The following is a 22,291-nucleotide window of genomic DNA, read 5'->3' on the forward strand; positions in this document are numbered from 1 at the left end:
CCTTTATTTGTTTTTGCCTTCGGCGAACAAAGCGTCGAGCTTGTTTTCAAAATCGTGGTAATTGAGGTAATCGTACAGTTCCATACGGGTCTGCATCATGTCGACCACTTTGCGCTGATCGCCCTCATCCAGAATGCTTTTGTAGACTGTTTCTGCCGCTTTGTTCATGGCACGGAAAGCACTGAGCGGATACAACACCATGGCAGCGCCCCACTCGCCTAATTGCTCACGATTCCACAATTCGGTTTGGCCAAATTCGGTGATATTGGCGAGGATTGGCACGTCCAGGGCGTCGGCAAAGGCACGGTAGTGCTCTTCGGTTTTTACCGCTTCGGCAAAAATGCCGTCGGCACCGGCTTCAACGCAAGCCTGTGCACGCTCAATGGCGGCCTCTAAACCTTCCTGAGCAAAGGCATCGGTGCGCGCCATGATGAAAAAGCTATCGTCAGTACGCGCATCCACCGCCGCTTTAATGCGGTCGACCATTTCGGCTTTGGAGACGATTTCTTTATTGGGTCTATGGCCACAGCGCTTTTGCGCCACCTGGTCTTCTAAGTGCACCGCCGCTGCACCGGCCTTTTCCATTTCTGAAATGGTGCGGGCAATGTTAAAAGCGCCGCCCCAGCCAGTATCGATATCCACCAGCAGCGGTAATTGAGACGCCGAGGTAATGCGGCGCACATCTTCGAGCACATCGTTCAGCGAGGTCATGCCCAAATCCGGCAAACCATAGGAGGCGTTGGCCACCCCACCACCGGATAAATAAATCGCCTGATGACCAATACGCTCTGCCATCATGGCGGCGTACGCATTGATGGTACCGACGATTTGCAGCGGCTGGTTGTCAGCCAGTGCTTGCCTAAATTTCTGACCTGGAGTCATGCTTGACCCTCCTGTTCTAGACGGTGTTCAAGATTGATCAGCGACGTCTGAATATGACGGCGCATTAATAATTCGGCGAGTTCGGCATCGCGTGCGCTGATAGCCTCAACGATGCGTTGGTGTTCGATTAATGCTTGCTGCGGGCGTTTGTTGCTGGTGGAGGTTTGATAGCGGTACATGCGCACTAGGTGGTACAGCTCGCCACACAGCATTTGATGCAAGCGTGCGTTGCAGCTCCCTTTCACAATGCGATAGTGAAAATCCAAATCGCCGGCTTTTTGGTAATAAGCCAAGCCCTGTTCTTGCTGAATGCTCTGCTCATGTTGCTTAAGCAACGCCTGCAGCTCGGCAATTTCGTCATCGGGCATGCGCTGTGCAGCAAGGCGACAGGCCATGCTTTCCAGCTCGACCCGTATTTCGTATATGTCACGCAGTTCTGCCAAGCTAAGCGATACCACCCGAGCACCGGCATGGGGAATGCGTACCACCAGATGGCGCGCCTCCAGCTTTTGTATGGCCTCGCGCATCGGCGCACGGCTGCCACCGTAACGCTCCACCAGCTGCTGCTCCGACAAACGATCCCCCGGCTTGAGCTCACCACGCACAATGGCGGTGGTGAGCTCAGCAAAGACTTTCTCTGACAGGGTTGCGCTATCGGCCATGAGTTTGTCGACAATCTGCAAAGTGATGGCCTCAGAATACGCCTCAGAATGCAGATTTCAAGTAAAAGCGAATAGGATTGTATACAACCCAAGCCTTAGACCGGGTTTACAGGCACAAAAAAGCCGGCAATTCGCCGGCTTTGTCGACCATTCCTTTGGCGATGCGCTTTACGCTGGCATCGACAGCGCCTCGGGCGAGACAATCACACCGTTATTGTCGGCATAAACGAACTGCCCAGGGACAAAGGTCACGCCGCCAAATTTCACTTCGACGTTAACATCGCCCAAGCCACGCTTGTCGGTCTTTAGCGGATTGGTCGCCAACGCTTGCACACCGAGATCGGTTTCCATAATCACGTCAACGTCGCGGATGCAGCCGTAAATGATGATGCCTTCCCAGCCATTGCTGGCGGCTTTCTCGGCCAGCATATCGCCCAACAAGGCATGACGAAGCGAACCGCCGCCATCGACCACCATCACTTTGCCGGTGCCATCGGTATCGACCAGCTCTTTGACTTTGGAGTTGTCCTCGAAGCACTTCACGGTGACGATTTCACCGCCAAAAGATTCGCGGCCACCGTAGTTGTTGAACATGGGCTCCACCACTTGCACCAGCTGCGGGTATTCGTCGCACAAATCTGGCGTTACGTAATCGCTCATAATCACTCCTTGCTTTGGTTAAGTTGTTGTATATCGGGCACTTGATAAAAATACTCGCCGGGGTGTTGCAGCAGCGCCGCGCGCCACATTGCTGCAGCCACAGCTTCAGCTGGTAACGCTTGATAGCGCCCAAAACCGGGATGAGACAGGATTTTCCCCGCGAAGTGCTCGAGCGGCCGATGCTCACCACGCTGACCTAACAGCACCGAGGGCTGAAATAAGGCCAAGCGCTCAAAACCCAGCGCGGCGACGTCGCGCTGCATGTCACCTTTGATGCGATTGTAGAGAAACAGCGATTTAGCATCGGCGCCTACGGCGCTGAGAATACACGCACTACCAGCGCCTGCGGCTTGGGCTGCTTGTGCGCAGCGAAGCACCAACTCGTGATCCACATAAGCCAACCCCTTTGCACCGAACTGCTTACGGGTAGTGCCCAGTGTGCTCATAAACACATCAATGGCAGCGTCCGGCTGCCGATCAAAGCTCAACCATGTCAGCTTACTGTGCTGAATACCAGGCTGTGAGCGGCAATAGGCAAATACTTGTGTGCAACGTTCGGAGTCGAGGCATTGTTGCAACAAAAATCTCCCCGTCAGCCCGGTTGCACCTGCCAGCAGAACATTCATGCTCGTCATCCTGTTTTGGCCAAGGTCATGCTCACGCCGACTGGCCAAAACGCTCTCCCAACGAGCGTCCATGACACCAATCGGATATCAACGGCCAGACTTCTTCCGCCGCCTGACGGCTCACCACCATATCGACATGACCATAATCACACTGAAAGCCCTCGGCCTTGCCGAGGCGCACGTACTGCAATGGCCCACCGTAAAGTGCCGCAAAGCGCTGACAATACGCTTCCGGGTCGGAGGTGTCGGCTGCACCAGCCATCGACAACAGCGGCACATCACACGCTTGCCAGCCAGGCATTAACTTGCGTTTTGGGCTGCGAAACTGCCAGCTGCCGAACCAATCATGGCGTTTCAGATATTCGTTCACTAGACCCGCCGGTTCGGTCTCTGGACCAATTTTTAACCGCTGGCCACTGACCTCGCCGCGCCGCTTAATCCAACGGCGCAAGCCCCAACCCAGCAGCGGCAACCACAAATAGCGAGGCCGGCGAATGGCCTGAGTGCCTAGCAGCACACAACTGCGCACCGACGAGCGATTCAACACGCCGCACGCTAGGGCTGACGACAAAACGACGCCGCCCAGGGAGTGGCCGATCCAGATCGGCTTTTTCGCCGTGCGCTCAGAGATAAATTCGTTGATGGCGCCAATGTCGAAGCTGACGTAACGCTGCAAGGTATTGTTGCGATAATCGAGATTGCGCGGGCTTAAGCCGTGACCACGCTGATCCAACAGCCACACATCATGACCCTGTTCGACCAAATAACGGGCCAAGCCAATACCGCGATCTGACCACCAGAAACGACGGTTGGTAAAACTGCCGTGCAAAAGAACCACCGGTTGGCCGCCACGATGACGGCCATCGGCGTAGCTCAGATGAGTCAAAGCCAGCTGCACACTGCGATCTGGATCGCGATTGTGCTTCACCAGATACACATCCTCGGCCAAATCCTGATGCTGCTCCGCGCGCATCAGGCTGACCGGAAATAAGGTACTGCTGCTTTTCATTGAGGCTTAACTGTCCTTGTCAGCCAAGAAGAACCAGGTATCCATCACCGAGTCCGGATTGAGCGACACACTGTCGATGCCGTGCTCCATCAGCCACTTGGCAAAGTCCGGATGATCCGACGGGCCTTGGCCGCAAATGCCAATGTATTTGCCCGCCTTTTTACAGGCGTTAATGGCATTTTCCAACAACGCCAAAATGGCCGGGTTACGCTCATCAAACAGATGGGCAATGATACCGGAGTCGCGATCCAAACCCAGTGTCAGTTGGGTTAAATCGTTAGAGCCGACAGAGAAACCATCAAAATGCTCAAGGAATTGCTCAGCCAGTACCGCATTTGCTGGTAGCTCACACATCATGATTAAGCGCAGATCGTTTTCGCCGCGCTTCAAACCATTGTCTGCCAGCAAGTTCACCACTTGCTCCGCTTCGCCCGGCGTGCGCACAAAGGGCACCATGATTTCTACGTTGGTAAAGCCCATGTCGTTGCGCACACGACGCATGGCACGACATTCCAGCTCAAAACAATCGCGGAAATTCTTGGAGATATAACGCGAAGCGCCGCGGAAGCCCAGCATCGGATTTTCTTCTTCCGGCTCGTACAAACGACCGCCAATTAAGTTGGCGTATTCGTTTGATTTAAAGTCGGACAAACGCACGATCACACGCTTGGGCCAGAAGGCTGCGGCCAGCGTAGAAATACCTTCCACCAGTTTGTCGACGTAAAAATCCACCGGGCTGGCGTATCCCGAAATGCGTCGCTCAACGGTGGGTTTTACTTCCTCTGGCAAGGTATCAAAATTCAACAGCGCTTTTGGATGCACACCAATCATGCGATTAATAATAAATTCCAACCGCGCCAAGCCGACACCGGCATTGGGCAAACCTTGGAAATCAAACGCACGATCTGGGTTGCCGACGTTCATCATAATTTTGAACGGCAACTCCGGCATGGATTCCACACTGTTGCGACGAATATCAAAGTTCAACGCACCTTCGTAAACAAAGCCGGTGTCACCTTCAGCGCAAGATACCGTCACGTCCTGACCATCGCTCAGCAGTTTGGTGGCATCCTCACAGCCCACCACCGCTGGAATACCCAATTCACGCGCGATAATCGCAGCATGACAGGTACGACCACCACGGTTAGTGACAATGGCGGAGGCACGTTTCATTACCGGCTCCCAGTCTGGGTCGGTCATGTCCGCCACCAGCACATCCCCCGGCTGCACCTGATCCATTTCATCGACGGAATCGATAATACGAACCGGACCTTTGCCAATGCGGTGACCAATACTGCGCCCTTCCACCAGTACTTTGCCGGTTTCTTGCAGCAGGTAGCGCTCCATCACGGTTTTGCTGGCGCGACTTTTTACGGTTTCTGGGCGTGCTTGTACGATGTACAGGCGGCCATCGTCGCCGTCTTTGGCCCACTCGATGTCCATCGGGCGCTGGTAATGCTGCTCGATAATCATTGCCTGGCGTGCCAGTGCTTCGATTTCCGCGTCATTGATGGAAAATACCTGACGGTCAGCGCGATCGACGCGTTGGGTTTCTACCGAGCGGCCCACTGCAGCGTCTTGGTTGTAGACCATTTTAATGGCCTTAGCGCCAAGGTTGCGACGCAAGATCGCCGGACGATTGTTTTGCAGGTTTTCTTTGTGAACGTAAAACTCATCCGGGTTCACCGCACCCTGGACAACGGTTTCACCGAGACCATAAGACGAGGTAATGAATACCACCTGATCGAAACCGGATTCGGTATCCAAGGTAAACATCACACCACTGGACGCCGTTTCACTGCGCACCATGCGTTGCACACCGGCCGACAGCGCCACCTTGTGATGGTCAAAACCCTGATGCTCGCGGTAGGCAATAGCACGATCGTTAAACAGCGAGGCAAACACATCACGGATGGCGTGCTTGACGTTATCGATACCGACGATGTTTAAGTGCGTTTCTTGCTGGCCAGCAAAGGAGGCATCGGGCAAGTCTTCGGCGGTGGCAGACGAGCGCACGGCTACAGCCATTTTGGCATTGCCGCCTTGCAGCTTGGCAAAGGCCTCTTCAACGGCCGCTTCCAGCCCAGGCGGCAACGGCGCTTCAAGAATCCAGTTACGGATACGCGCACCGGTCTCCGTCAGCATGCGGATGTCGTCGACATCCAAGCTGCTCAGCTCCGCATTAATACGGTCGTCCAGCCCCTGATAGCTCAAGAACTCTCGGTAGGCATCGGCCGTCGTGGCAAAGCCGTTAGGAACAGTAACGCCTGCGTTGGCCAGATTACTGATCATTTCACCGAGCGATGCATTCTTACCACCTACCCGCTCTACATCGCCCATTGATACCTGATCAAACCAGAGTACGTAATCGGTCAACGCCCTTCTCCTGTCTTTTTCAATGGCTTATCGCTATGATTCGCAGCGCGTAATAGTAAAAGTACCCAGAGCAAATTTCTACATGAAGCGATACGCATTCTTCATTTCCGATGGCACCGGCATTACCGCAGAAACCTTAGGGAATAGCCTATTAGCCCAGTTTGAGCGCTTAGAATTCGAGCGCATCACCATGCCCTACGTAGACGATGAAGAGAAAGCGCACGCGGCAGTGGCGAAGATGAATCAAGCCGCCCAAGACAGTGGCCAGCCGGTAATTTTGTTCGACACCATCGTCAATAAGAGCATCCGCGCTATTGTCGATTCTGCCGATGCTTTCAAGGTCGATATTTTTGCCACCTTTTTAGCACCGCTGGAGCAAGAACTGGGCACTGAGTCCTCCTACAGCGTGGGCAAATCGCATTTGGCCACCGACAGCCACGATTATCAGGCCCGCATTGACGCCATCAACTTCGCCCTCGACAACGACGACGGCGCGCGCACGCGTCAATATGCCGAGGCTGACATCATTTTGGTGGGCGTCTCGCGCTGCGGCAAAACACCGACCAGCCTGTACATGGCAATGCAGTTCGGCATCAAAGCCGCTAACTACCCGCTGACCGAAGAAGACATGCTGGATTTAAAACTGCCGAAATCCCTCAGCGAACATCGCGACAAGCTGTATGGCCTGTCGATTGACCCAGACCGCTTGGCACTGATTCGCAGCGAACGACGCGCCAACAGCCGCTACGCCTCGCTTAAGCAATGTTATTTGGAAGTCGAAGAAGTGGAATTGCTGTATCAGCGCGAGCAGATTCCCTACATCAGCACCACCGCGCGCTCGATTGAAGAAATCGCCACACGTATTTTGGCCGATACTGGCCTGCAGCGACGCCTCAAAACATAAGTCCGATTTTATTGACGAAAATACCCATGGTACTGAGCAATGAGCACTGTTCAGCGGCCGATGGCTACTTGATCAGCTAACTCATTAGCCACATCAGTAGCGCCAGTTTAGGCGCTAAACCATTTTATTCATCGCTGCCGCGATTTGACGGGAATGGGTATATACCAGACGGTGATCGGCGCCTGCGATGGATACGTACTGCCAGCTGGGCAGGTTTTGCTCAGCCAACATTTGGTGGCGCTGATGCATTTCTTGCGGCGACAAACTGCCAACAAAACTCATACCCGACACCGGCGCTTGCCATTGAACAAACTCATCGGCGTGCTGCATCAATTCCGTCGCCACAGTATTTAAGGCACGCGCAAAACCGGCAGGATTTTCCGCTAAACGAGTCGCTGTCAGCTCGTCGGCTTGCGGATTGTCTGGACGAACAGGCGAGACGATATCGAGAAATTCACGATACAAGTCGAGACGATCAGGCTGCGCCATCAGCTGGTGCGACAATTGCCGATAGGCCTCTGCCTTATTCACCAACGTAGCCGGCTCCACACCACCCAACATGGCTGGCTCCAACAAAAACAGTCGGCCATCCAGCGGATGCTGATTCATCCATGCCCACGCCACCATGCCACCAAAGGAATAAGCCGCCAGATCAAACGTTTGCCAATCTAAGCGCTCTAACAGCTCCTGCAATTGCGTGGCATACGACGAGGCTTGCCAAGGCATGTCTAGGGCAAAGCGCGACTGTCCCATTTCTGCAAGATCGAGCAACAATATTTCCGACCATCCACGCAAATAATTGCATAAATAAGTCCAAGTATATTCACCGGCCACGCCCGAACCGTGCAGCATCACCATGCGCGGGCCGGTCGAATATTGTGGGTATTGCAGCAGTAGCGCGTGCTGATGCGCACTGTTGGTGGTGATATTAAGGGGATGTCGTTCCATAAGACCATCGTGCTGTCATCGACCACGACTGTTGTCGCCATTGCTCTGCCATCAGCACAACGGCGAAACGAACCTGTGGGTCGCGAATTTCTATTAAAGACTCATAGCGGGCGTCACTCGCCCAACTGGCGGGGCGCACTATACCATTCAAGCGCGGCAGCCAGTACAACGGCTGCAAATCGTCATTGAGTAGCAACAGAGCCGCCGGCTCGCCCTCACCAAGGCGAGTTAACTGCAACTGCCTGGGCAGCGCTTGCGTCCCGAGCAATTGAAAGTACCAGCCACGATAAGCCTGCCCCTGCCACAAAAACGGCTGCGCGCGATCAAATGCATCGAAGGATTGAGTCTCATCGGCTGGCAAAGCCTGTTTAAAAGCAAACAAATACCGCTCGCAGCAATCGCTGGCATTGTGCTGCCAGCGAAAAGGTGGGATTAAAATATGATCAAAAGTTGCGGCTTCTGGCACGACAGGAGCGGTGCCTTCACCCACCGTAAACGTCTGAATATGCGATACGCCCCGCTCGTCCACCCAAATATAAAACGGCGGCTGCTGTTGCAACTGTTGCTGTTGACGACGAATCACTTCGGCTTCGTCTGGAAAATCAGCCGGATCAAACTCCGACGATGATGAGCCGTTATTGACCTCAGGCGTTGCAGAGTCGTTTTGATTTATACCGGGTTGGGTCTCAGAATTTGCACCGCGCTCAGCGCCTGGCTTAGGAGCAACCGCGAAACCAGGCTTCGGGCTGTTATGCACTCGACCCTGCTCATCGACCCAGGTGTAGTAGTCGCTGTCTGCGGCAAACGCTGGCATCGCCAGCGTCAACCACAGACAAAACAGCGTCAGAATTTGGTACGGAAGCTGATGCCAGCCGAACCTATGGTCAGCTCGGTATCGACATCCAACCCCGGATACGGGTTGCTGACGGTACATGTCAGACAGTTCCGGTTAATGGCGTTACTGGAATTGGGATAATCACCCGCCTGCTCTGCTTCTTGAGGGTCCGCTTTGATCGATTCGGCAGACTGCATGAAACTAAGAGACAGGTCAATGACCGTATCCATATCCCATTGGTAGCCCATGCCGACACTGTATAACCGTGCAAAGCCCAGTGGTGCCTGCGCACTGCGTGCGTCTTTCGGAATGGACGTTTCACGCGGCTCGTAACCCAAGCGTAATTTGATACGCGAATTTAAATCGTACTGGAAACCAAAACCCCAGCTCCACACACTGCGATAGCCCAAGGTTTGTTTTAGCGTGGTATCGGTCACCAAACCGGGCGCCAGTGTTTTCGCGGTACTTAAAAAACTCACCTGGCGATCAAATTCAAACTTCAGTGAGTCCCACTTTTCAAAATCGGTCCAACCGGCATCCACATTCAGTTGATAGCGATCCCAAAAACGAAATTTGGTGCCCAGTTGTAAGTGCTGCGGATAGGTCATTTCCACCGATACATTGCCCGACTCTTTGCGCACCCCGGTCGGCAACGAAAAAATCGCCCCACCGATGGCACCAATAATGGATGAGCGAAAACTGCGGAAAAAGTCTGCAAACTCTGGCGTGTACTCAAGCTCGTAAGTGCCTTTTAAGCGACTCACCGCTTCACTTTGATATCCCAAACCAAAAGCAAACCAGTCGTTCGGCTCCCATAGCAAGCCCACATTAAAAGATGGCGACAACGATTCTTCGGTGGATAAACGCAGCTCGCCCACATCGTCATACGGCCCGACATCACCGCCACACAAGGTCACCAATGGCGCCAGCGGGTCATTGCCCGTCGGAGCACCATTTTCATCAAAGCAGCCAAAGGCGTCCTGCAGCTCCTCTAGCACACCAATCAATACACTCGGCGCACGAATGTCCTGCACCACGGACACCGCCTGGTGAGAAAATAAAAAACTGGCGCCAACGGAAAACTCGTCCGTGACCTGATAACCAAACGATGGCGACAAATAGGTAAAACGCTGCAGCGCCACCTGCTTGGCCTGATAGCGCCCTGGGTCATCGTCATCTTTGGCAAAACCGGCGGCCATCGGCGCATAAACGGCATTAGCAAAGGTAAACTTAGAACCAGGCGGTTTGATCGAAATTCCCCCGGTTGGCAATGTCAGAATCGGCAACATATTCATCGGCATAATGCCGTAGCCGGGAATATAGGCGGCCGCCGACGCTTCACCATCGCCTTCTTGCAACACCGGGTCTTCGTGGATAGGCAACAAACCCGACTCATCCGGGTCGTAGCCGTCCGGTAACGCAAAGCGCGTTGTAGCAGACAGATACACATTCATCGCCTGCAACTGCCACTGGCGACCGTCGAGTTTAGTCAGTCCTGCCGGGTTAAAATGGATATCCATAATGCCCGTTGGATCCGCCGTCACCGCGTTGCCGAGTGACATTGCTTTGGTATCGAGAAATAGATTTTGCGCCAGCTGCCCGTGAGCTGGAAGCGTCGCCGCCATAATGGCCAACGGCAGCGCCGCACGCCAGGGGAAAGCCCTTTTCATACGCTTCACCCCATTAATTCGCTGCGGCCGGTTTTACACCTTCGATATCGATCGGTAACGACAGCCCCAGAATGATATCGGGTGATAACTCGGTCATACCAAAACCGACATTGATATTAGCGATGGTTTTCGGCGACACGCGCACGCCCAGCGCAAAATTCATAATGCCCGACAGCTGACTGCCACTGACGGAATTGGTGTATTCACCCGTCGCAGGCGTATACAACTTAAACCGCGTTTCGTCGTTGTAAGAGCCCTGGAACGACACACTCAACGACACGTCGTAAGACAGTGAATACGCAAAACCCATCGACAGTGACAACGAGTTTCCCGGATGCACTTCTTGCAATAACGATGAGCCACGCACCTGATCCAAGCCCGTTACCGGTATGTTGTAGCCATAACTGCCAGAGCCAAACAGCACCACTGGGTCCATCACTTTTGACGCGCTCAAACCGCCGCTCCAGCTGTAATACCCCGAGCCACTGGATAAATGCTTATCCAGATCGATCTCGTAGGGGCTGTCGCCGGTTTTGCTTTTAAAGGTTGAAAACAGCGTTTTACTTAACGTACCCGGCACATATTCCCAGGGTTGCCAGCGTACGGTACCGCTGATATCGCCCAGCGCGTACGTGGTCAGACTTTCTTCGGTATCAAACTTCGCCACCAACGGCAGACGGCCACTGACGGTAAGGTTATTCAATACGCCGTAGTCCAGCGTAAATGAGTTGGTAAAAGTATGACTGGCCACTGGTGAGACATCGGCGTTGCGAATGGACGAACTGCCGGTCGGTTCACCGTCTTCATCCAAGTTTGGCTCCACCACCAAGTTAATGCGCTGGTCGCCGTAATAGCTGTAGTCGAAGTTGTAATTCAGACCAACGCCGCCCTGGCGCAGCAGTGAATAGTTTTTCTCGGCGGCTTCAAATACTTCTTCCAGCGCTTTTTCCGTGTCCGCATCGCTTTCCTGCTTCGACAGCGCCTCACGTGCCTTCGACAGGTCGTTATCATCAGCCCAAGCCGCGGGCAGCAGCACCAGCAGCAACGGCAGTGCGTATAAAGAGTGGCGAGTCAGCATGGTTTGTCCTTGCGTGTAATTATTATTTTCTTCTAAAGCGCAGTGTTTTTTCGATGCGTTCCGTTGGGTCCTGCGTTACCCGGACATTGTATTCGGATGGACTGACACCGTCATCGGCATCTTCAAGAATAATTTCATACAAATAATTGCCATCTTCATTGGTCATCGCTTGACCATTGTCATCCAGCTTCAACTCATAGCTGGATTTGGCGTTATTACTAAGCGAGGCAATCTTGTTAGAAATAGTGTCTTCGTAACGCATTGCCAACAGAGGAAACTCACGCAGAGCGTTGTCGGCAATCACCGACTCCGACACGAAGCGCATGTCTTCTTCACGCAGCGCCAGCCCATTGGCTGGCGTATGGCCATTGGGGAAGACAATAAACAGAATGTTATTGTCCCAAATTTCTAAAAACCGATGCATGGTGAAACTGATATTACCCTGCGCCGGGTCGGCCAAGTACACACGATCCTCGTGCACTGCGCGAATGACCACAAAGTGTTTAAAGCCGCCGTGGTCAATTGGTGCAATGGCTGGGTGATCCAGCTCACGCAGGTCGTCGGCATCGGCGCGAAAGCCACCTGACGGGTGCCCCAGTGCCGTTACCAGCCGTTTCATATCCAGCAATGAAAAGCCACGACGCTGAATGATGCGTTCGGTTTCACCAAAACGCAGCAAGCCTTCCATCACTTGGCGTTCACGAAAGTTACGGCCGAGATAAAAGTCCAGCAAAGTGGTTAAGGCAGCAGAGCCGCAAGAATAGTCGTATTGCTGGCGCACTACGTTATGAAAACGCTGCACCGCCAGCGGTTCGACATTGACCAGCTGATCACTTTGAAATGGCTGGTTCACGTCATAGCGAATAACGGTGTCGCCGGGCTGGCGGTCGTTTACCATAGCCAGCTCGTTGATCATGGCAAAACCTATGATGGATCCGAGGAGAATGACAAACACGGGCGACAACCCCATTATTATTGTTATCGTATTTGGTACTCATGTTACATAAAATCACATAGGGCACCAAGCCGTTTTTCCACCAATTGCGCCAGGCTTAAGGGTTTTTACGCATGATATTGGATTGGCAGCCCCACCAAAAATTGGAAAGCCCAAATTACAGGCAATAAAAAACCCGCCGAAGCGGGTTTTTTATTGCACAACAGATTAGTTGTGACCGTAGATACGCTGGGTCATGCCGCTCAAGTTGATGTCAGAAACTTTCAAGCCACCAATCGACTCACCACCCATATGGATACCAGCGATATCCAAGGTACCTTCGATCTTACCTACTTGAATATATACGCCACCACCAAGAGCAGCCGAACCACCCTTAGCCCATATCGTCTGCTCGATAGTTGCAGCTTCTTTTGTGCCATTGTTATCCTTGTAGAACTGAAGACCTTGCACATGAACTGCAGCGCCGTTCGCTACAACCGACACCAAGACGTCTTTTTGATCCTGAGTCAGAGTGGCGCCCGCCGCAACAGAACTCATATAGCCTGCATCACCGGGATTAAGTCCCATCTCTTGGTTATAACTGTCAAAAATCTCATTCGCTACATCAACAGATCGGGCATTGTTATTTGAAATACCGTCTTCGATGACAACTTGGTTTGCCTCCGCCTGGGCTCTTGTGTAACCAAAAGCACCAATGTTCATGTTATCAATTTTAATAGATGCTTTAGAGAGGATTGCAACAGCCCCACTCTGAGCTGATGCAGGAAGATCGGAAATACCGACACTAGAATTATTGCCAAACCCTCCGACACTGCTGAAGTCGACAGTATTACCGCTAGCTGCAAGGTTCATAATTGCTGTTTTAGATTCACCAATATCCAGCTGCATATCAATATTATTGATAACTTCAGTCATTTCGCCGGCGGTCGACTTTAGAGCAAGCGCACTGGTAAATTCAGCGCCCTGCAGCCCGCCAATGGACACCTGCATATCATCAACACTGGACATACCGATCAACAGGTTACCATAGGTGTCAACATCAATGGTTTGAGTAAGGCCATCAACATTGCGAACTTGTATGTTTTGCAGAACGACAGAGCCCTGGTCCGTGTATTCAATCTCACCGATGCTGATACCCGAGCTATCAATATCGATCTCAATGGTCACACCGGACTGACCAGTGGCGTTTGATAACGTCGCATCATCCAGTGGCTGCAATGCTTGGGCTGCGAACGGGGCAGCAGCGATGGCCGCGGCGAGAGACGCTTTTTTGAGAAGTTTCATGTGTGCACACTCCTGATTATTTTTTTGCTTGTGCGGACCTTTCCCGGCCCTTTCACTGCGTGACCCTGCTGGCCCTGACGAACCATGGATACCTGCGGTGACCTGTGAAAACAGTTAGCTGTTATTGTTATTCGCTTATCGCCCAGCCGCCTAAAGACTTGGACAGACGGTAATCTATTACCCGACTGTGGCCGCTGTCCACCGCTTTGGTTACATTTTTTTACCACCGATTACCTAAATCGGCACAAGCGCACCCGCTTACGCGCCAGACGGCAGCCGGCTTTTGCTGTAAAATCAGGCACTTAACCTAGCGATCTCGCCCCGACGATTGGCACAAAATGATACACCAAAAACTCTCATTCAACGCTCGTAAGCTACTGAAATACTGTCATTTTTTGGATAACCCAATCGTCTTTTACCATGGCCTGTCCGGCGCTGTGCCGACCGCTGACATCGATCAGCAACAGCAAAACGCCGCCGCATCACGCCGCGCCACATTGGCTTTTGCGCCAACCGAAATCCTGCAAGCGAACAACAGCGAGCAGCTAGACGACCTTTTGCGCCAGCTGCAGCAGCCTGCAAAACATGCATATGCAAACCAGCAAAGCAAAGACAGCTCGGCATCTTGCGATTTCGTTTCCGGTTGGGCCGGCGTATTTGGCTACGACGCCGGTCAATACAGCCAAGCCAATGCCATCGCACAACCGCCGCCGCGCTCGGATCACGACCTGCCGCTGGCCTGGTTTGGTTATTACCCGATATCGCTGCAGCTGTGCCTAGATACCAATGAGGTGATTTTGTGCTCAGCAACGGAGCAAAACATTGCCCCTTGGCTCACGGCCCTTGATGCTTTATTGAACGAGCCTCCCGAAATCAGCCCAGCGGCCGCACGCGACTGGCAGCCCGAGTGGAACTTGGCGCAATATCAAGCCGCTTTTGAGCGCATTCAAGCGTATTTGCGCAGCGGCGACTGCTATCAAACCAACCTCACCATGCCGTTTCGCTGTGCCGATGATTTAACCCAACAGTCGCCAGCGGAGCTGCTAGAGGCGTTCGATGCACCGCACAGCGGCTTTTTAAAAACCGCTGAATTTTCCCTGTTTACCGTCAGTCCAGAGCGCTTTGTGCGCATTGACCAACGGCGCTTAGAAACCCGTCCAATAAAAGGCACAGCACCGCGCAGTTCACACCCAGAAGAAGATCAGAAGCTGCTTGATGCATTACGAAGCTGCCCGAAGAATCAGGCGGAAAATCTGATGATTGTTGATTTGCTGCGCAACGATCTGAGTCGCTATGCCACCGCAGGCAGCGTCAAGGTGGAAGCACTATTTGCACCGCAGAGCCACGCAAATGTGCATCATCTGGTTAGCACCATCGTCGCTGAACTCAAACCCGAGATTAGCCACGAGCAAGCCATTTTCGCCGCTTTACCGGGTGGCTCCATTACCGGTGCACCGAAACGTCGGGCGATGGAAATCATCAACGAGTTAGAAGTGCGTTCGCGCGGCTTTTATTGCGGCTCAATGGGGTATTTTGATAGTCGCGGCCACAGTGACTTTAATATTTTGATCCGCTCCATTATTGCCAAGCGCGATGGCGCCGAGTGCTGGGGCGGCGGCGGCATCGTACTCGACAGCACCGCAGACTCTGAATATCAGGAAATCCTCAATAAAGTTCAGCGCATTATGCAGCAACCGCTGTAAGCCAGCAGCCCACCCCCACAGTAGACCGGTCAAATAAATCAAAGACTCAACTCTCGGTTACTGGCTTTGATAAATTCTTTCTTTAACTCGTCAAATGAATGGACCGCCGGAAACTGCGGAAATTCATCGATCACATTTTGCGGCGCATGGAACAAAATCCCGGCATCGGCTTCGGCCAACATGGTGGTATCGTTGTAAGAATCACCAGCGGCAATGGTGCGGTAATAGATGGTTTGCAACGCTCGAATAGACTGCCGTTTAGGGTCGGCCTGGCGCAGCTTGTAGTCCACCACTCGCCCACTGTCATCGGTTACTAGGCGATGACAGAACAGCGTTGGAAAACCGAGCTGGCGCATCAATGGCTGCGAAAACTCGTAAAACGTGTCCGACAGAATAATCACTTGGAAACGCTCACGCAGCCAGTCGATAAATTCACGCGCACCCTCCAGCGGCTTCAGCGTGGCAATGACTTCCTGGATGTCTTGTATCTTTAAATTGTGTTCGTCGAGTATGCGCAGGCGCTGGCGCATCAGCTCATCGTAATCTGGAATATCTCGCGTGGTGGCTTTGAGGGACTCAATGCCGGTTTTATTGGCAAATTCGATCCAGATTTCGGGCACCAACACCCCTTCCAGATCCAAGCAAGCGATTTCCATGAGGTCTCCTGTTATTGTCAGTATCAGCCGCCGCCTACCCTAGCGCGCCATTCTCGATAAGACAAACTACGATCGGCATTTCCCGCAAGTTTTATTACGCCAGAGCTTCAGCGTATTCTTTTATATTATTAAATGGACTAAGGCAGCCATGCTAGTCTTAGCCTCGCCGTGATAGCAAAAACAGACAAGGTTACAACCGATGAGTGAAGAGATTAAGCAGTTGAACCAAGACTTAGCGGGCAAGCGCCCAAAGGACGTGGTTCGTCATGCACTGGAAAATCACGCTGCCATCGCTGTGTCGTTCAGTGGTGCTGAAGACGTGGTGCTGATCGACATGGCGGTGAAAATTAAGCCCGACGTGGATGTTTTCACCCTGGATACCGGCCGGCTGCACCCAGAGACCTACGAATTCATCGAATCCGTGCGCAAACACTACGGCATTCGCATCGATGTGCGCACACCAGAGCAGCAGGCATTGCAGGCGCTGGTCAATGAAAAAGGTCTGTTCAGCTTCTACCAAGACGGACACCAAGAGTGCTGCGGCATTCGCAAGATCGAGCCATTGCGGCAGAAGCTGCTGCACCTAGATGCTTGGATCACCGGTCAGCGCCGCGACCAATCGCCCGGCACCCGCAGCAACATCGATTTGGTCGAAGCCGACTCGGCGTTTCAGGGCCGCAACGGTGAGCTCACCAAATACAACCCGTTAGCGCATTGGACATCGGCGCAAGTGTGGGAATACATCAAGGTTTTTGACGTACCCTACAACCCACTGCACCAACAAGGGTTTGCCAGCATCGGCTGTCAGCCTTGCACGCGGGCCACGCTGCCCAATCAGCATGAACGCGAAGGCCGCTGGTGGTGGGAAAATGAGGGCCATAAAGAGTGTGGCCTGCATGCCGGCAACATCATTAGCAAAGCGTAACAACCCAGCCCGGCATGCCGGGCCTTTTAATGCTCCGGCAACTCCAGTGACGCAAACAACTCTTCCAACTCCTGGCGGTTATGGCAATGAGCTGCTTGGTCCACGATGTCGCGCGTCAGATGAGGCGCAAACTGGGCAATAAAGTCGTACATGTAGCCGCGCAAAAACGTACCTTTGCGAAAGCCGATCTTGGTCACGCTGGAGTCAAACAAGTGACTGGCATCCAGTGCGGCCAAATCTGAGTCGGCCTCAGGGTCAATCGCCATACTGGCCACAATGCCCACACCAACCCCCAAACGCACATAGGTTTTAATCACGTCCGCATCAGCCGCGGTAAAGGCGACTCGAGGAGTCAAACCACGACTGCTAAACGCATCGTCCAACTTCGAGCGGCCGGTAAAGCCAAACACGTAAGTCACCAACGGATAAGCCGCCACCTGTTCGAGCGAGGGCTTAGGAGTTTGTGCCAGCGGATGCGACTTGGGCACCAGAATACTGCGATTCCAGCGGTAGCACGGCATCATGATCAGGTCGCCGAATAACTCCATCGCTTCGGTGGCAATGGCAAAGTCGGTGGTGCCATTGGCGGCCATTTCTGCAATCTGCATTGGCGTCCCCTGATGCATATGCAGCGACACCTCGGGATAGCTGCGCATAAAGCCATCAATCACCGACGGCAATGCATAGCGCGCTTGCGTATGCGTGGTGGCGATGGACAGCGCGCCTTTCTTTTCATCGCTGAACTCTTGCGCCACCTGCTTAATGCTCTCGACCTTGCGTAAAATTTCACCGGCGACTTTGAGGATCGCCTCACCCGCGGGTGTAATCCGGGTCAGGTGCTTGCCGCTGCGGGCAAAAATCTCGACACCCAACTCATCTTCGAGCAGGCGGATTTGCTTGCTGATACCTGGCTGCGAGGTGTAGAGCACTTGTGCCGTTGCCGACACGTTCAGATCGTGATGCGCCACTTCCCAGATGTACCGCAGTTGTTGCAACTTCATATCGTCTCCACCTCACCACACAGATTTGTTATAAAAATATAAACAAATATTCTTTTCCAGAATAGATGCGAGCCTCTACATTAGCCTTCATCCCCATGCTTAGAGCCTCCAGTAGTACTTTAGACCATTCGTCATGGATATTTTGTTATATATAGCAGCCGGTGCGCTGGTTGGCCTCATTGTAGGAATCACAGGCATAGGTGGCGGCGCTTTGATGACGCCGCTGCTGTTGATGTTTGGATTTCCAGCCCACATCGCCGTTGGCACCGACCTGATGTATGCAGGCCTGACCAAAGCCGGGGGTGCTGTCAGCCATCACAAACAAGGCCACGTTGAGTGGCGCTTGGTGCGACTGCTGGCGCTCGGCAGTTTGCCAGCGGCGCTGGCGACTGGGGCATTGCTGCACTCGCTGTTTCAAGATTCAGAAGATTACGCACACCTACTCAGCAATGCACTGGGCATCATGCTGCTGCTCACGGCACTGGTGATCATTGGTCGAGGGCGACTGCAGGAATGGGCCAGGCGATACAGTCGCGGTAATCTTGAGCACTGGCGAACACCGGCCACGGTGATCATGGGCGTATTTCTGGGCGTGTTTGTTACCCTATCGTCGGTTGGCGCTGGCGCCATTGGAACCGCCATCCTAATGCTGCTGTACCCGATATTACGCAGCACCTCTGTAGTTGGCACCGACATCGCGCACGCCGTGCCACTGACGTTGGCCGCCGGCCTGATACATATGTATTTGGGCAATGTGGACTTTTACCTGCTAGGCGCCCTGCTCGTTGGCTCACTGCCTGCCATTCACCTTGGCAGCCAGCTCAGCAAGCGCGTTCCAGAGCAAATATTGCGCCCGCTGTTAGCCAGCATCTTATTTGGCATTGGCGCGCGCTACGCCTTCTTTTAACCGACATTCATAACAAACTCGGCTGCGATGCCTGCCATTGCGGCAGTCGCCACTGCTGACACACAGCGTTTGCTCGTTCCGGGGCTCGCTGGTTGCCGGCGGTATGAATAAAAAAGAACGGTCGACGCCCCTCTTGCTGCCAGGCCATCAGTTTGGATTGCCACTGCTGCAACAACATCGTGTCCTGCTGCCAATCACTGTGGCCAATAAAACGTACGATGGGAAAGCGCCCGGTGGCAATGGGATGCACCGGCAAACGAGGCTTTTTCGCGCGCGCATCCAACACATCCTCATTTTGACTGGCATCGCTAAATAAGCCGCGGCTATCAAATATCACTCGATCCACTTGGCGGTCGGTGAGTTGGCGCAGCAATGCCTGCTCCGCCGCGCCTTTATCAAAAAACTCAGGATGACGAACTTCGACGGCGAGCGGCACGTCACTGATGCGCTGGATGTTATCTATCGCATCGAGCAACTCACCCAATCGCGGCGGACCAAACTGTGCAGGCAACTGCAATAACGCCACGCCAAGCTTCTTACCGATGGCATCGCAAAACTGCTGCCAAGCAGGCCACTCACGCTGCAAAGCCGACGTTAAATGATCGCTGTGGCTAATACTGCGCGGCACTTTAAAGACAAAACGAAAATGGTCTGACACCTGCGCCGACCAAGACTGCGCTCTGTCCACTGTGGGTAACGCATAAAAGCTGGTATTGCCTTCTATGCTGGAGAAATGTTGGGCGTAATGCTGCAGCGCCTCATGACCGTCACAACCGGCTGGCAACAGACCACCGCGCCATTGCGGCATAAACCACATCGGCAAGCCGAGGCGCAGTGCAGCGGCATCGAGCCCGCTAGAATTGTGTGCTTTTAGCTCATCATTTGTCATAATCGAGGCCAATAATAAAGCCAGCCTGATGAATTGGGAACGAGTATGTCCGACAGCCGCGTAGAAGATCTGAATATCGAGTCGTTTTCTCCCCTGGTTACGCCTGACCAGTTGAAAGCCGAGCTGCCCATCAGCGACAGTGCCGTCGCCAGCGTGCAAAAAGGCCGTCAGGTCATTCGCGATATTATCGACCGCAAAGATAAACGTATTTTTCTGGTGATCGGCCCATGCTCGGTGCACGATGTCGAGGCAGCCCACGACTACGCCGCACGCCTGCGCGATTTGGCGGAAGAAGTCAGCGACACCTTGTATTTGGTGATGCGTGTGTATTTTGAAAAGCCACGCACCACCGTCGGTTGGAAAGGCATGATCAATGACCCGCACATGAACGACACCTTTAAGATTCAAGAAGGTTTGCATCGTGCACGCAAACTGTTACTGGATTTGGCAGAAATGGGATTGCCGCTGTCCACCGAGGCACTCGATCCTATTTCACCGCAATACCTGCAGGATTTAATTGCTTGGTCCGCCATTGGTGCACGCACCACGGAATCACAAACCCACCGAGAAATGGCCTCGGGGTTGTCTTCCGCTGTTGGCTTTAAAAATGGCACCGATGGCAGTCTCACCGTTGCCGTCAATGCGCTGAAGTCTGTCGCTAATCCTCATCGCTTCCTAGGCATTGACCAGAGTGGCTCAGTGTCTGTGGTGTCCACCAAAGGCAATCATTACGCTCACGTGGTGCTGCGCGGCGGCGGCGGCAAGCCCAATTACGATTCGGTCAATGTTTCATTGGCAGAGCAAGCGCTGTCGAAAGCCGATTTAGTGCCGAACATCATGATTGATTGCAGCCATGAAAACTCCAATAAAGACCCGGCACTGCAACCTCTGGTGATGGATAACGTCAGCAATCAAATATTGGAAGGCAATCAGTCCATTATTGGTCTGATGGTAGAGTCCAACATCAAGCATGGCCGCCAAAATATCCCGGCGAATTTGGATGATTTGGAGTACGGTTTATCCGTCACTGACGGCTGCATCAGCTGGGAAGAAACGGAAGAAGCGGTGCGTAAAATGCACAAAAAATTAAAAGACGTATTACCGCAACGCTAATCACACAACCATAAAGAAGCCGCCAATAAGGCACTACTGTCCCACAGTTTCGCGGTCACAAAGCGATCCTCATTTGAGGGTCGCTTTTTTTGTGTCTCGATTTATCGGGACTCAGTAGTTGTTTTAGGGTTTTCCGGCTGAAAATATTCAGTTGCAGCACTTTCATCATCCGGGCAACCGTCCACCCTTGCTGGGCGCTGTGCCGAGCGATGGCAATCAGCAAATACATGATCAGAGCGATCCATAACTGAGTCAGCACGGCATTGCGGCTATGGCCTACGAACTTGTTAATCTTCAAGCAGCTTTTAATCGCTTTAAAGAACAACTCGACTTGCCAGCGGTCTTTGTAAATCGCAGCAATGGTGCGGGCAGACAACTCAACATTATTGGTGAGAAACTCGTAAAACTTACCGCTATCTCGGTCTTGATAACCCACTCGGCGTAGCAACGGGGCGCCTCGCTTCTTTGCGTGTGCACTGGTGAGTTCAATGACCTGATCGCTGCGAACACCGGAATGAGCGATGACTTCACGTCGCTCTCGCACCTTGTACACGGTGCCTGCACGTAGGCGTGTGACAAAGAAAACCCCTTGTTTGGTCAGGTTTCCGAACCATTCGTAGTCGATGTAGCCCTTATCAAAGGCGACGATGCTGCCCTTAGGAAACTTAAAACGTCGGCCTTGAACCATGTCGTTTTCATGCCCATCTCCAACGGCAACGTATTCTGGAATATCCGTCGCGTGGTTCAGCCCGATGCTTAATTTAACGTTGGCCGTGTCCTCACGGTGGCGCGCCCAGGGGAAGACCGGCGAAGAGAGATCGATGGCGCTGGCATCCAAACTATACAGCGGGTTTTTAAAGCGGAATTTATGTTTTCCCGGTGACTGGCTATGTCGACTTAGTAGCTGATAAAAAACCGCTTGATACAGCGCTGCTGGCTGTTGCTCATTCAGTCGTGCCAGCGTTGTTTTGGCGATGACTTTGGCGCCCAAGTGATACAGCTTGTCGCTTTGAGCTTCTAGGTTGGCTTCGATGTCACGCAAACTCTGGCGGTCAGACATCTGCCCCAGCCCCATGGCCACAAATTGATCCCACCGACGGGCAGAGCGCAGTTTTTGGCCAACATGATGTCGAGCGGCCAGCCTCTCGAATTCATGTCTCGACACGGGTTTTAGGAGTTGGTGAAACGCGGTGTTATGATGTGGCAAA

The 22,291-nt window shown here is 53.1% G+C and carries 21 protein-coding genes; 5 read left to right on the forward strand and 16 right to left on the reverse strand.

The window, feature by feature from the left end; all coding sequences use genetic code 11:
* Positions 1–3: 3 nt before the first annotated feature.
* From prpB to ppsA, 6 genes are all read right to left on the reverse strand, one after another.
* The gene (gene prpB, locus CHH28_RS14940) at positions 4–882 is read right to left on the reverse strand and encodes a methylisocitrate lyase (protein ID WP_094061061.1); all 879 of its coding nucleotides are present in this window, start codon (positions 880–882) and stop codon (positions 4–6) included.
* A complete protein-coding gene (locus tag CHH28_RS14945; protein ID WP_094061062.1) occupies positions 879–1,544 on the reverse strand; it encodes a GntR family transcriptional regulator in 666 nt (221 codons plus the stop codon). The genes prpB and CHH28_RS14945 overlap by 4 nt, the downstream gene beginning before the upstream one ends.
* A gap of 168 nt (positions 1,545–1,712) precedes the next feature.
* Entirely contained in the window at positions 1,713–2,204 is a 492-nt protein-coding gene (gene rraA / locus CHH28_RS14950) for a ribonuclease E activity regulator RraA (protein ID WP_094061063.1), read from the reverse strand.
* 2 nt (positions 2,205–2,206) lie between these two features.
* On the reverse strand, positions 2,207–2,830 hold the full coding sequence (locus CHH28_RS14955; protein WP_094061064.1) for a hypothetical protein: 624 nt from the start codon (positions 2,828–2,830) through the stop codon (positions 2,207–2,209).
* A gap of 31 nt (positions 2,831–2,861) precedes the next feature.
* Positions 2,862–3,839, reverse strand: coding sequence for an alpha/beta hydrolase (locus CHH28_RS14960; RefSeq protein ID WP_094061065.1), 978 nt, complete (start codon positions 3,837–3,839; stop codon positions 2,862–2,864).
* A gap of 6 nt (positions 3,840–3,845) precedes the next feature.
* Complete coding sequence (gene ppsA / locus CHH28_RS14965; RefSeq protein ID WP_094061066.1) at positions 3,846–6,215, reverse strand: phosphoenolpyruvate synthase; 2,370 nt, start codon at positions 6,213–6,215, stop codon at positions 3,846–3,848.
* A gap of 82 nt (positions 6,216–6,297) precedes the next feature.
* Here ppsA and ppsR point away from each other — a divergent pair, with 82 nt between their 5' ends.
* The gene (gene ppsR, locus CHH28_RS14970; protein WP_094061067.1) at positions 6,298–7,119 is read left to right on the forward strand and encodes a pyruvate, water dikinase regulatory protein; all 822 of its coding nucleotides are present in this window, start codon (positions 6,298–6,300) and stop codon (positions 7,117–7,119) included.
* Positions 7,120–7,233: 114 nt separating this feature from the next.
* On the opposite strand, the gene CHH28_RS14975 is transcribed toward ppsR, so the two are convergent.
* The 6 genes from CHH28_RS14975 to CHH28_RS15000 form a co-directional block, all read right to left on the reverse strand.
* Complete coding sequence (locus CHH28_RS14975; RefSeq protein WP_094061068.1) at positions 7,234–8,067, reverse strand: alpha/beta fold hydrolase; 834 nt, start codon at positions 8,065–8,067, stop codon at positions 7,234–7,236.
* On the reverse strand, positions 8,048–8,881 hold the full coding sequence (locus CHH28_RS14980) for a DUF4124 domain-containing protein (protein ID WP_157729941.1): 834 nt from the start codon (positions 8,879–8,881) through the stop codon (positions 8,048–8,050). Before CHH28_RS14980 ends, CHH28_RS14975 begins: the two co-directional genes overlap by 20 nt.
* Positions 8,882–8,910: 29 nt before the next feature.
* The gene (locus CHH28_RS14985) at positions 8,911–10,572 is read right to left on the reverse strand and encodes an OmpP1/FadL family transporter (RefSeq protein WP_094061070.1); all 1,662 of its coding nucleotides are present in this window, start codon (positions 10,570–10,572) and stop codon (positions 8,911–8,913) included.
* 13 nt (positions 10,573–10,585) lie between these two features.
* Positions 10,586–11,650, reverse strand: a complete 1,065-nt coding sequence (locus CHH28_RS14990) for a flagellar protein FilC (protein WP_094061071.1) — start codon at positions 11,648–11,650, stop codon at positions 10,586–10,588.
* Between the two features lie 22 nt (positions 11,651–11,672).
* The gene (locus CHH28_RS14995; protein ID WP_199243921.1) at positions 11,673–12,566 is read right to left on the reverse strand and encodes a C39 family peptidase; all 894 of its coding nucleotides are present in this window, start codon (positions 12,564–12,566) and stop codon (positions 11,673–11,675) included.
* Positions 12,567–12,812: 246 nt separating this feature from the next.
* A complete protein-coding gene (locus tag CHH28_RS15000; RefSeq protein ID WP_094061072.1) occupies positions 12,813–13,889 on the reverse strand; it encodes a DUF6160 family protein in 1,077 nt (358 codons plus the stop codon).
* A 338-nt stretch (positions 13,890–14,227) separates the two neighbouring features.
* On the opposite strand from CHH28_RS15000, the gene CHH28_RS15005 reads away from it, so the two are divergent.
* Complete coding sequence (locus CHH28_RS15005; RefSeq protein ID WP_094061073.1) at positions 14,228–15,592, forward strand: anthranilate synthase component I family protein; 1,365 nt, start codon at positions 14,228–14,230, stop codon at positions 15,590–15,592.
* A gap of 38 nt (positions 15,593–15,630) precedes the next feature.
* On the opposite strand, the gene thrH is transcribed toward CHH28_RS15005, so the two are convergent.
* On the reverse strand, positions 15,631–16,248 hold the full coding sequence (gene thrH, locus CHH28_RS15010; RefSeq protein WP_094061074.1) for a bifunctional phosphoserine phosphatase/homoserine phosphotransferase ThrH: 618 nt from the start codon (positions 16,246–16,248) through the stop codon (positions 15,631–15,633).
* 199 nt (positions 16,249–16,447) lie between these two features.
* On the opposite strand from thrH, the gene CHH28_RS15015 reads away from it, so the two are divergent.
* The gene (locus CHH28_RS15015) at positions 16,448–17,173 is read left to right on the forward strand and encodes a phosphoadenylyl-sulfate reductase (protein ID WP_094061075.1); all 726 of its coding nucleotides are present in this window, start codon (positions 16,448–16,450) and stop codon (positions 17,171–17,173) included.
* A 26-nt stretch (positions 17,174–17,199) separates the two neighbouring features.
* Here CHH28_RS15015 and cysB read toward each other — a convergent pair whose 3' ends face one another.
* Complete coding sequence (cysB, locus tag CHH28_RS15020) at positions 17,200–18,174, reverse strand: HTH-type transcriptional regulator CysB (RefSeq protein WP_094061076.1); 975 nt, start codon at positions 18,172–18,174, stop codon at positions 17,200–17,202.
* 133 nt (positions 18,175–18,307) lie between these two features.
* Here cysB and CHH28_RS15025 point away from each other — a divergent pair, with 133 nt between their 5' ends.
* A complete protein-coding gene (locus tag CHH28_RS15025; protein ID WP_094061077.1) occupies positions 18,308–19,081 on the forward strand; it encodes a sulfite exporter TauE/SafE family protein in 774 nt (257 codons plus the stop codon).
* Positions 19,082–19,088: 7 nt separating this feature from the next.
* On the opposite strand, the gene CHH28_RS15030 is transcribed toward CHH28_RS15025, so the two are convergent.
* Positions 19,089–19,970, reverse strand: a complete 882-nt coding sequence (locus tag CHH28_RS15030) for a DUF72 domain-containing protein (protein WP_094061078.1) — start codon at positions 19,968–19,970, stop codon at positions 19,089–19,091.
* A 45-nt stretch (positions 19,971–20,015) separates the two neighbouring features.
* Here CHH28_RS15030 and CHH28_RS15035 point away from each other — a divergent pair, with 45 nt between their 5' ends.
* The gene (locus CHH28_RS15035) at positions 20,016–21,083 is read left to right on the forward strand and encodes a 3-deoxy-7-phosphoheptulonate synthase (RefSeq protein WP_094061079.1); all 1,068 of its coding nucleotides are present in this window, start codon (positions 20,016–20,018) and stop codon (positions 21,081–21,083) included.
* A 55-nt stretch (positions 21,084–21,138) separates the two neighbouring features.
* On the opposite strand, the gene CHH28_RS15040 is transcribed toward CHH28_RS15035, so the two are convergent.
* Positions 21,139–22,290 (reverse strand): IS4 family transposase, encoded by a 1,152-nt coding sequence (locus tag CHH28_RS15040; protein WP_094061080.1) that lies wholly within the window; start codon positions 22,288–22,290, stop codon positions 21,139–21,141.
* Position 22,291: the final 1 nt, after the last annotated feature.

It is taken from the genome of Bacterioplanes sanyensis (assembly GCF_002237535.1).
GTDB lineage: Bacteria > Pseudomonadota > Gammaproteobacteria > Pseudomonadales > Oceanobacteraceae > Bacterioplanes > Bacterioplanes sanyensis_A.

Bases quoted from the DNA above. Each gene is read 5' to 3' on its own strand.
- prpB (WP_094061061.1), bottom strand. From the start codon at position 882: ATGACTCCAGGTCAGAAATTTAGGCAAGCACTGGCTGACAACCAGCCG.
- ppsR (WP_094061067.1), top strand. From the start codon at position 6,298: ATGAAGCGATACGCATTCTTCATTTCCGATGGCACCGGCATTACCGCA.
- CHH28_RS14985 (WP_094061070.1), bottom strand. From the start codon at position 10,572: ATGAAAAGGGCTTTCCCCTGGCGTGCGGCGCTGCCGTTGGCCATTATG.
- CHH28_RS15025 (WP_094061077.1), top strand. From the start codon at position 18,308: ATGGATATTTTGTTATATATAGCAGCCGGTGCGCTGGTTGGCCTCATT.
- CHH28_RS15000 (WP_094061072.1), bottom strand. From the start codon at position 13,889: ATGAAACTTCTCAAAAAAGCGTCTCTCGCCGCGGCCATCGCTGCTGCC.
- CHH28_RS14990 (WP_094061071.1), bottom strand. From the start codon at position 11,650: ATGCTGACTCGCCACTCTTTATACGCACTGCCGTTGCTGCTGGTGCTG.
- CHH28_RS14945 (WP_094061062.1), bottom strand. From the start codon at position 1,544: ATGGCCGATAGCGCAACCCTGTCAGAGAAAGTCTTTGCTGAGCTCACC.
- CHH28_RS15005 (WP_094061073.1), top strand. From the start codon at position 14,228: ATGATACACCAAAAACTCTCATTCAACGCTCGTAAGCTACTGAAATAC.
- CHH28_RS14960 (WP_094061065.1), bottom strand. From the start codon at position 3,839: ATGAAAAGCAGCAGTACCTTATTTCCGGTCAGCCTGATGCGCGCGGAG.
- CHH28_RS14995 (WP_199243921.1), bottom strand. From the start codon at position 12,566: ATGATCAACGAGCTGGCTATGGTAAACGACCGCCAGCCCGGCGACACC.
- CHH28_RS15015 (WP_094061075.1), top strand. From the start codon at position 16,448: ATGAGTGAAGAGATTAAGCAGTTGAACCAAGACTTAGCGGGCAAGCGC.
- rraA (WP_094061063.1), bottom strand. From the start codon at position 2,204: ATGAGCGATTACGTAACGCCAGATTTGTGCGACGAATACCCGCAGCTG.
- CHH28_RS15035 (WP_094061079.1), top strand. From the start codon at position 20,016: ATGTCCGACAGCCGCGTAGAAGATCTGAATATCGAGTCGTTTTCTCCC.
- cysB (WP_094061076.1), bottom strand. From the start codon at position 18,174: ATGAAGTTGCAACAACTGCGGTACATCTGGGAAGTGGCGCATCACGAT.
- CHH28_RS14975 (WP_094061068.1), bottom strand. From the start codon at position 8,067: ATGGAACGACATCCCCTTAATATCACCACCAACAGTGCGCATCAGCAC.
- CHH28_RS14980 (WP_157729941.1), bottom strand. From the start codon at position 8,881: ATGCCAGCGTTTGCCGCAGACAGCGACTACTACACCTGGGTCGATGAG.
- thrH (WP_094061074.1), bottom strand. From the start codon at position 16,248: ATGGAAATCGCTTGCTTGGATCTGGAAGGGGTGTTGGTGCCCGAAATC.
- CHH28_RS14955 (WP_094061064.1), bottom strand. From the start codon at position 2,830: ATGAATGTTCTGCTGGCAGGTGCAACCGGGCTGACGGGGAGATTTTTG.
- CHH28_RS15030 (WP_094061078.1), bottom strand. From the start codon at position 19,970: ATGACAAATGATGAGCTAAAAGCACACAATTCTAGCGGGCTCGATGCC.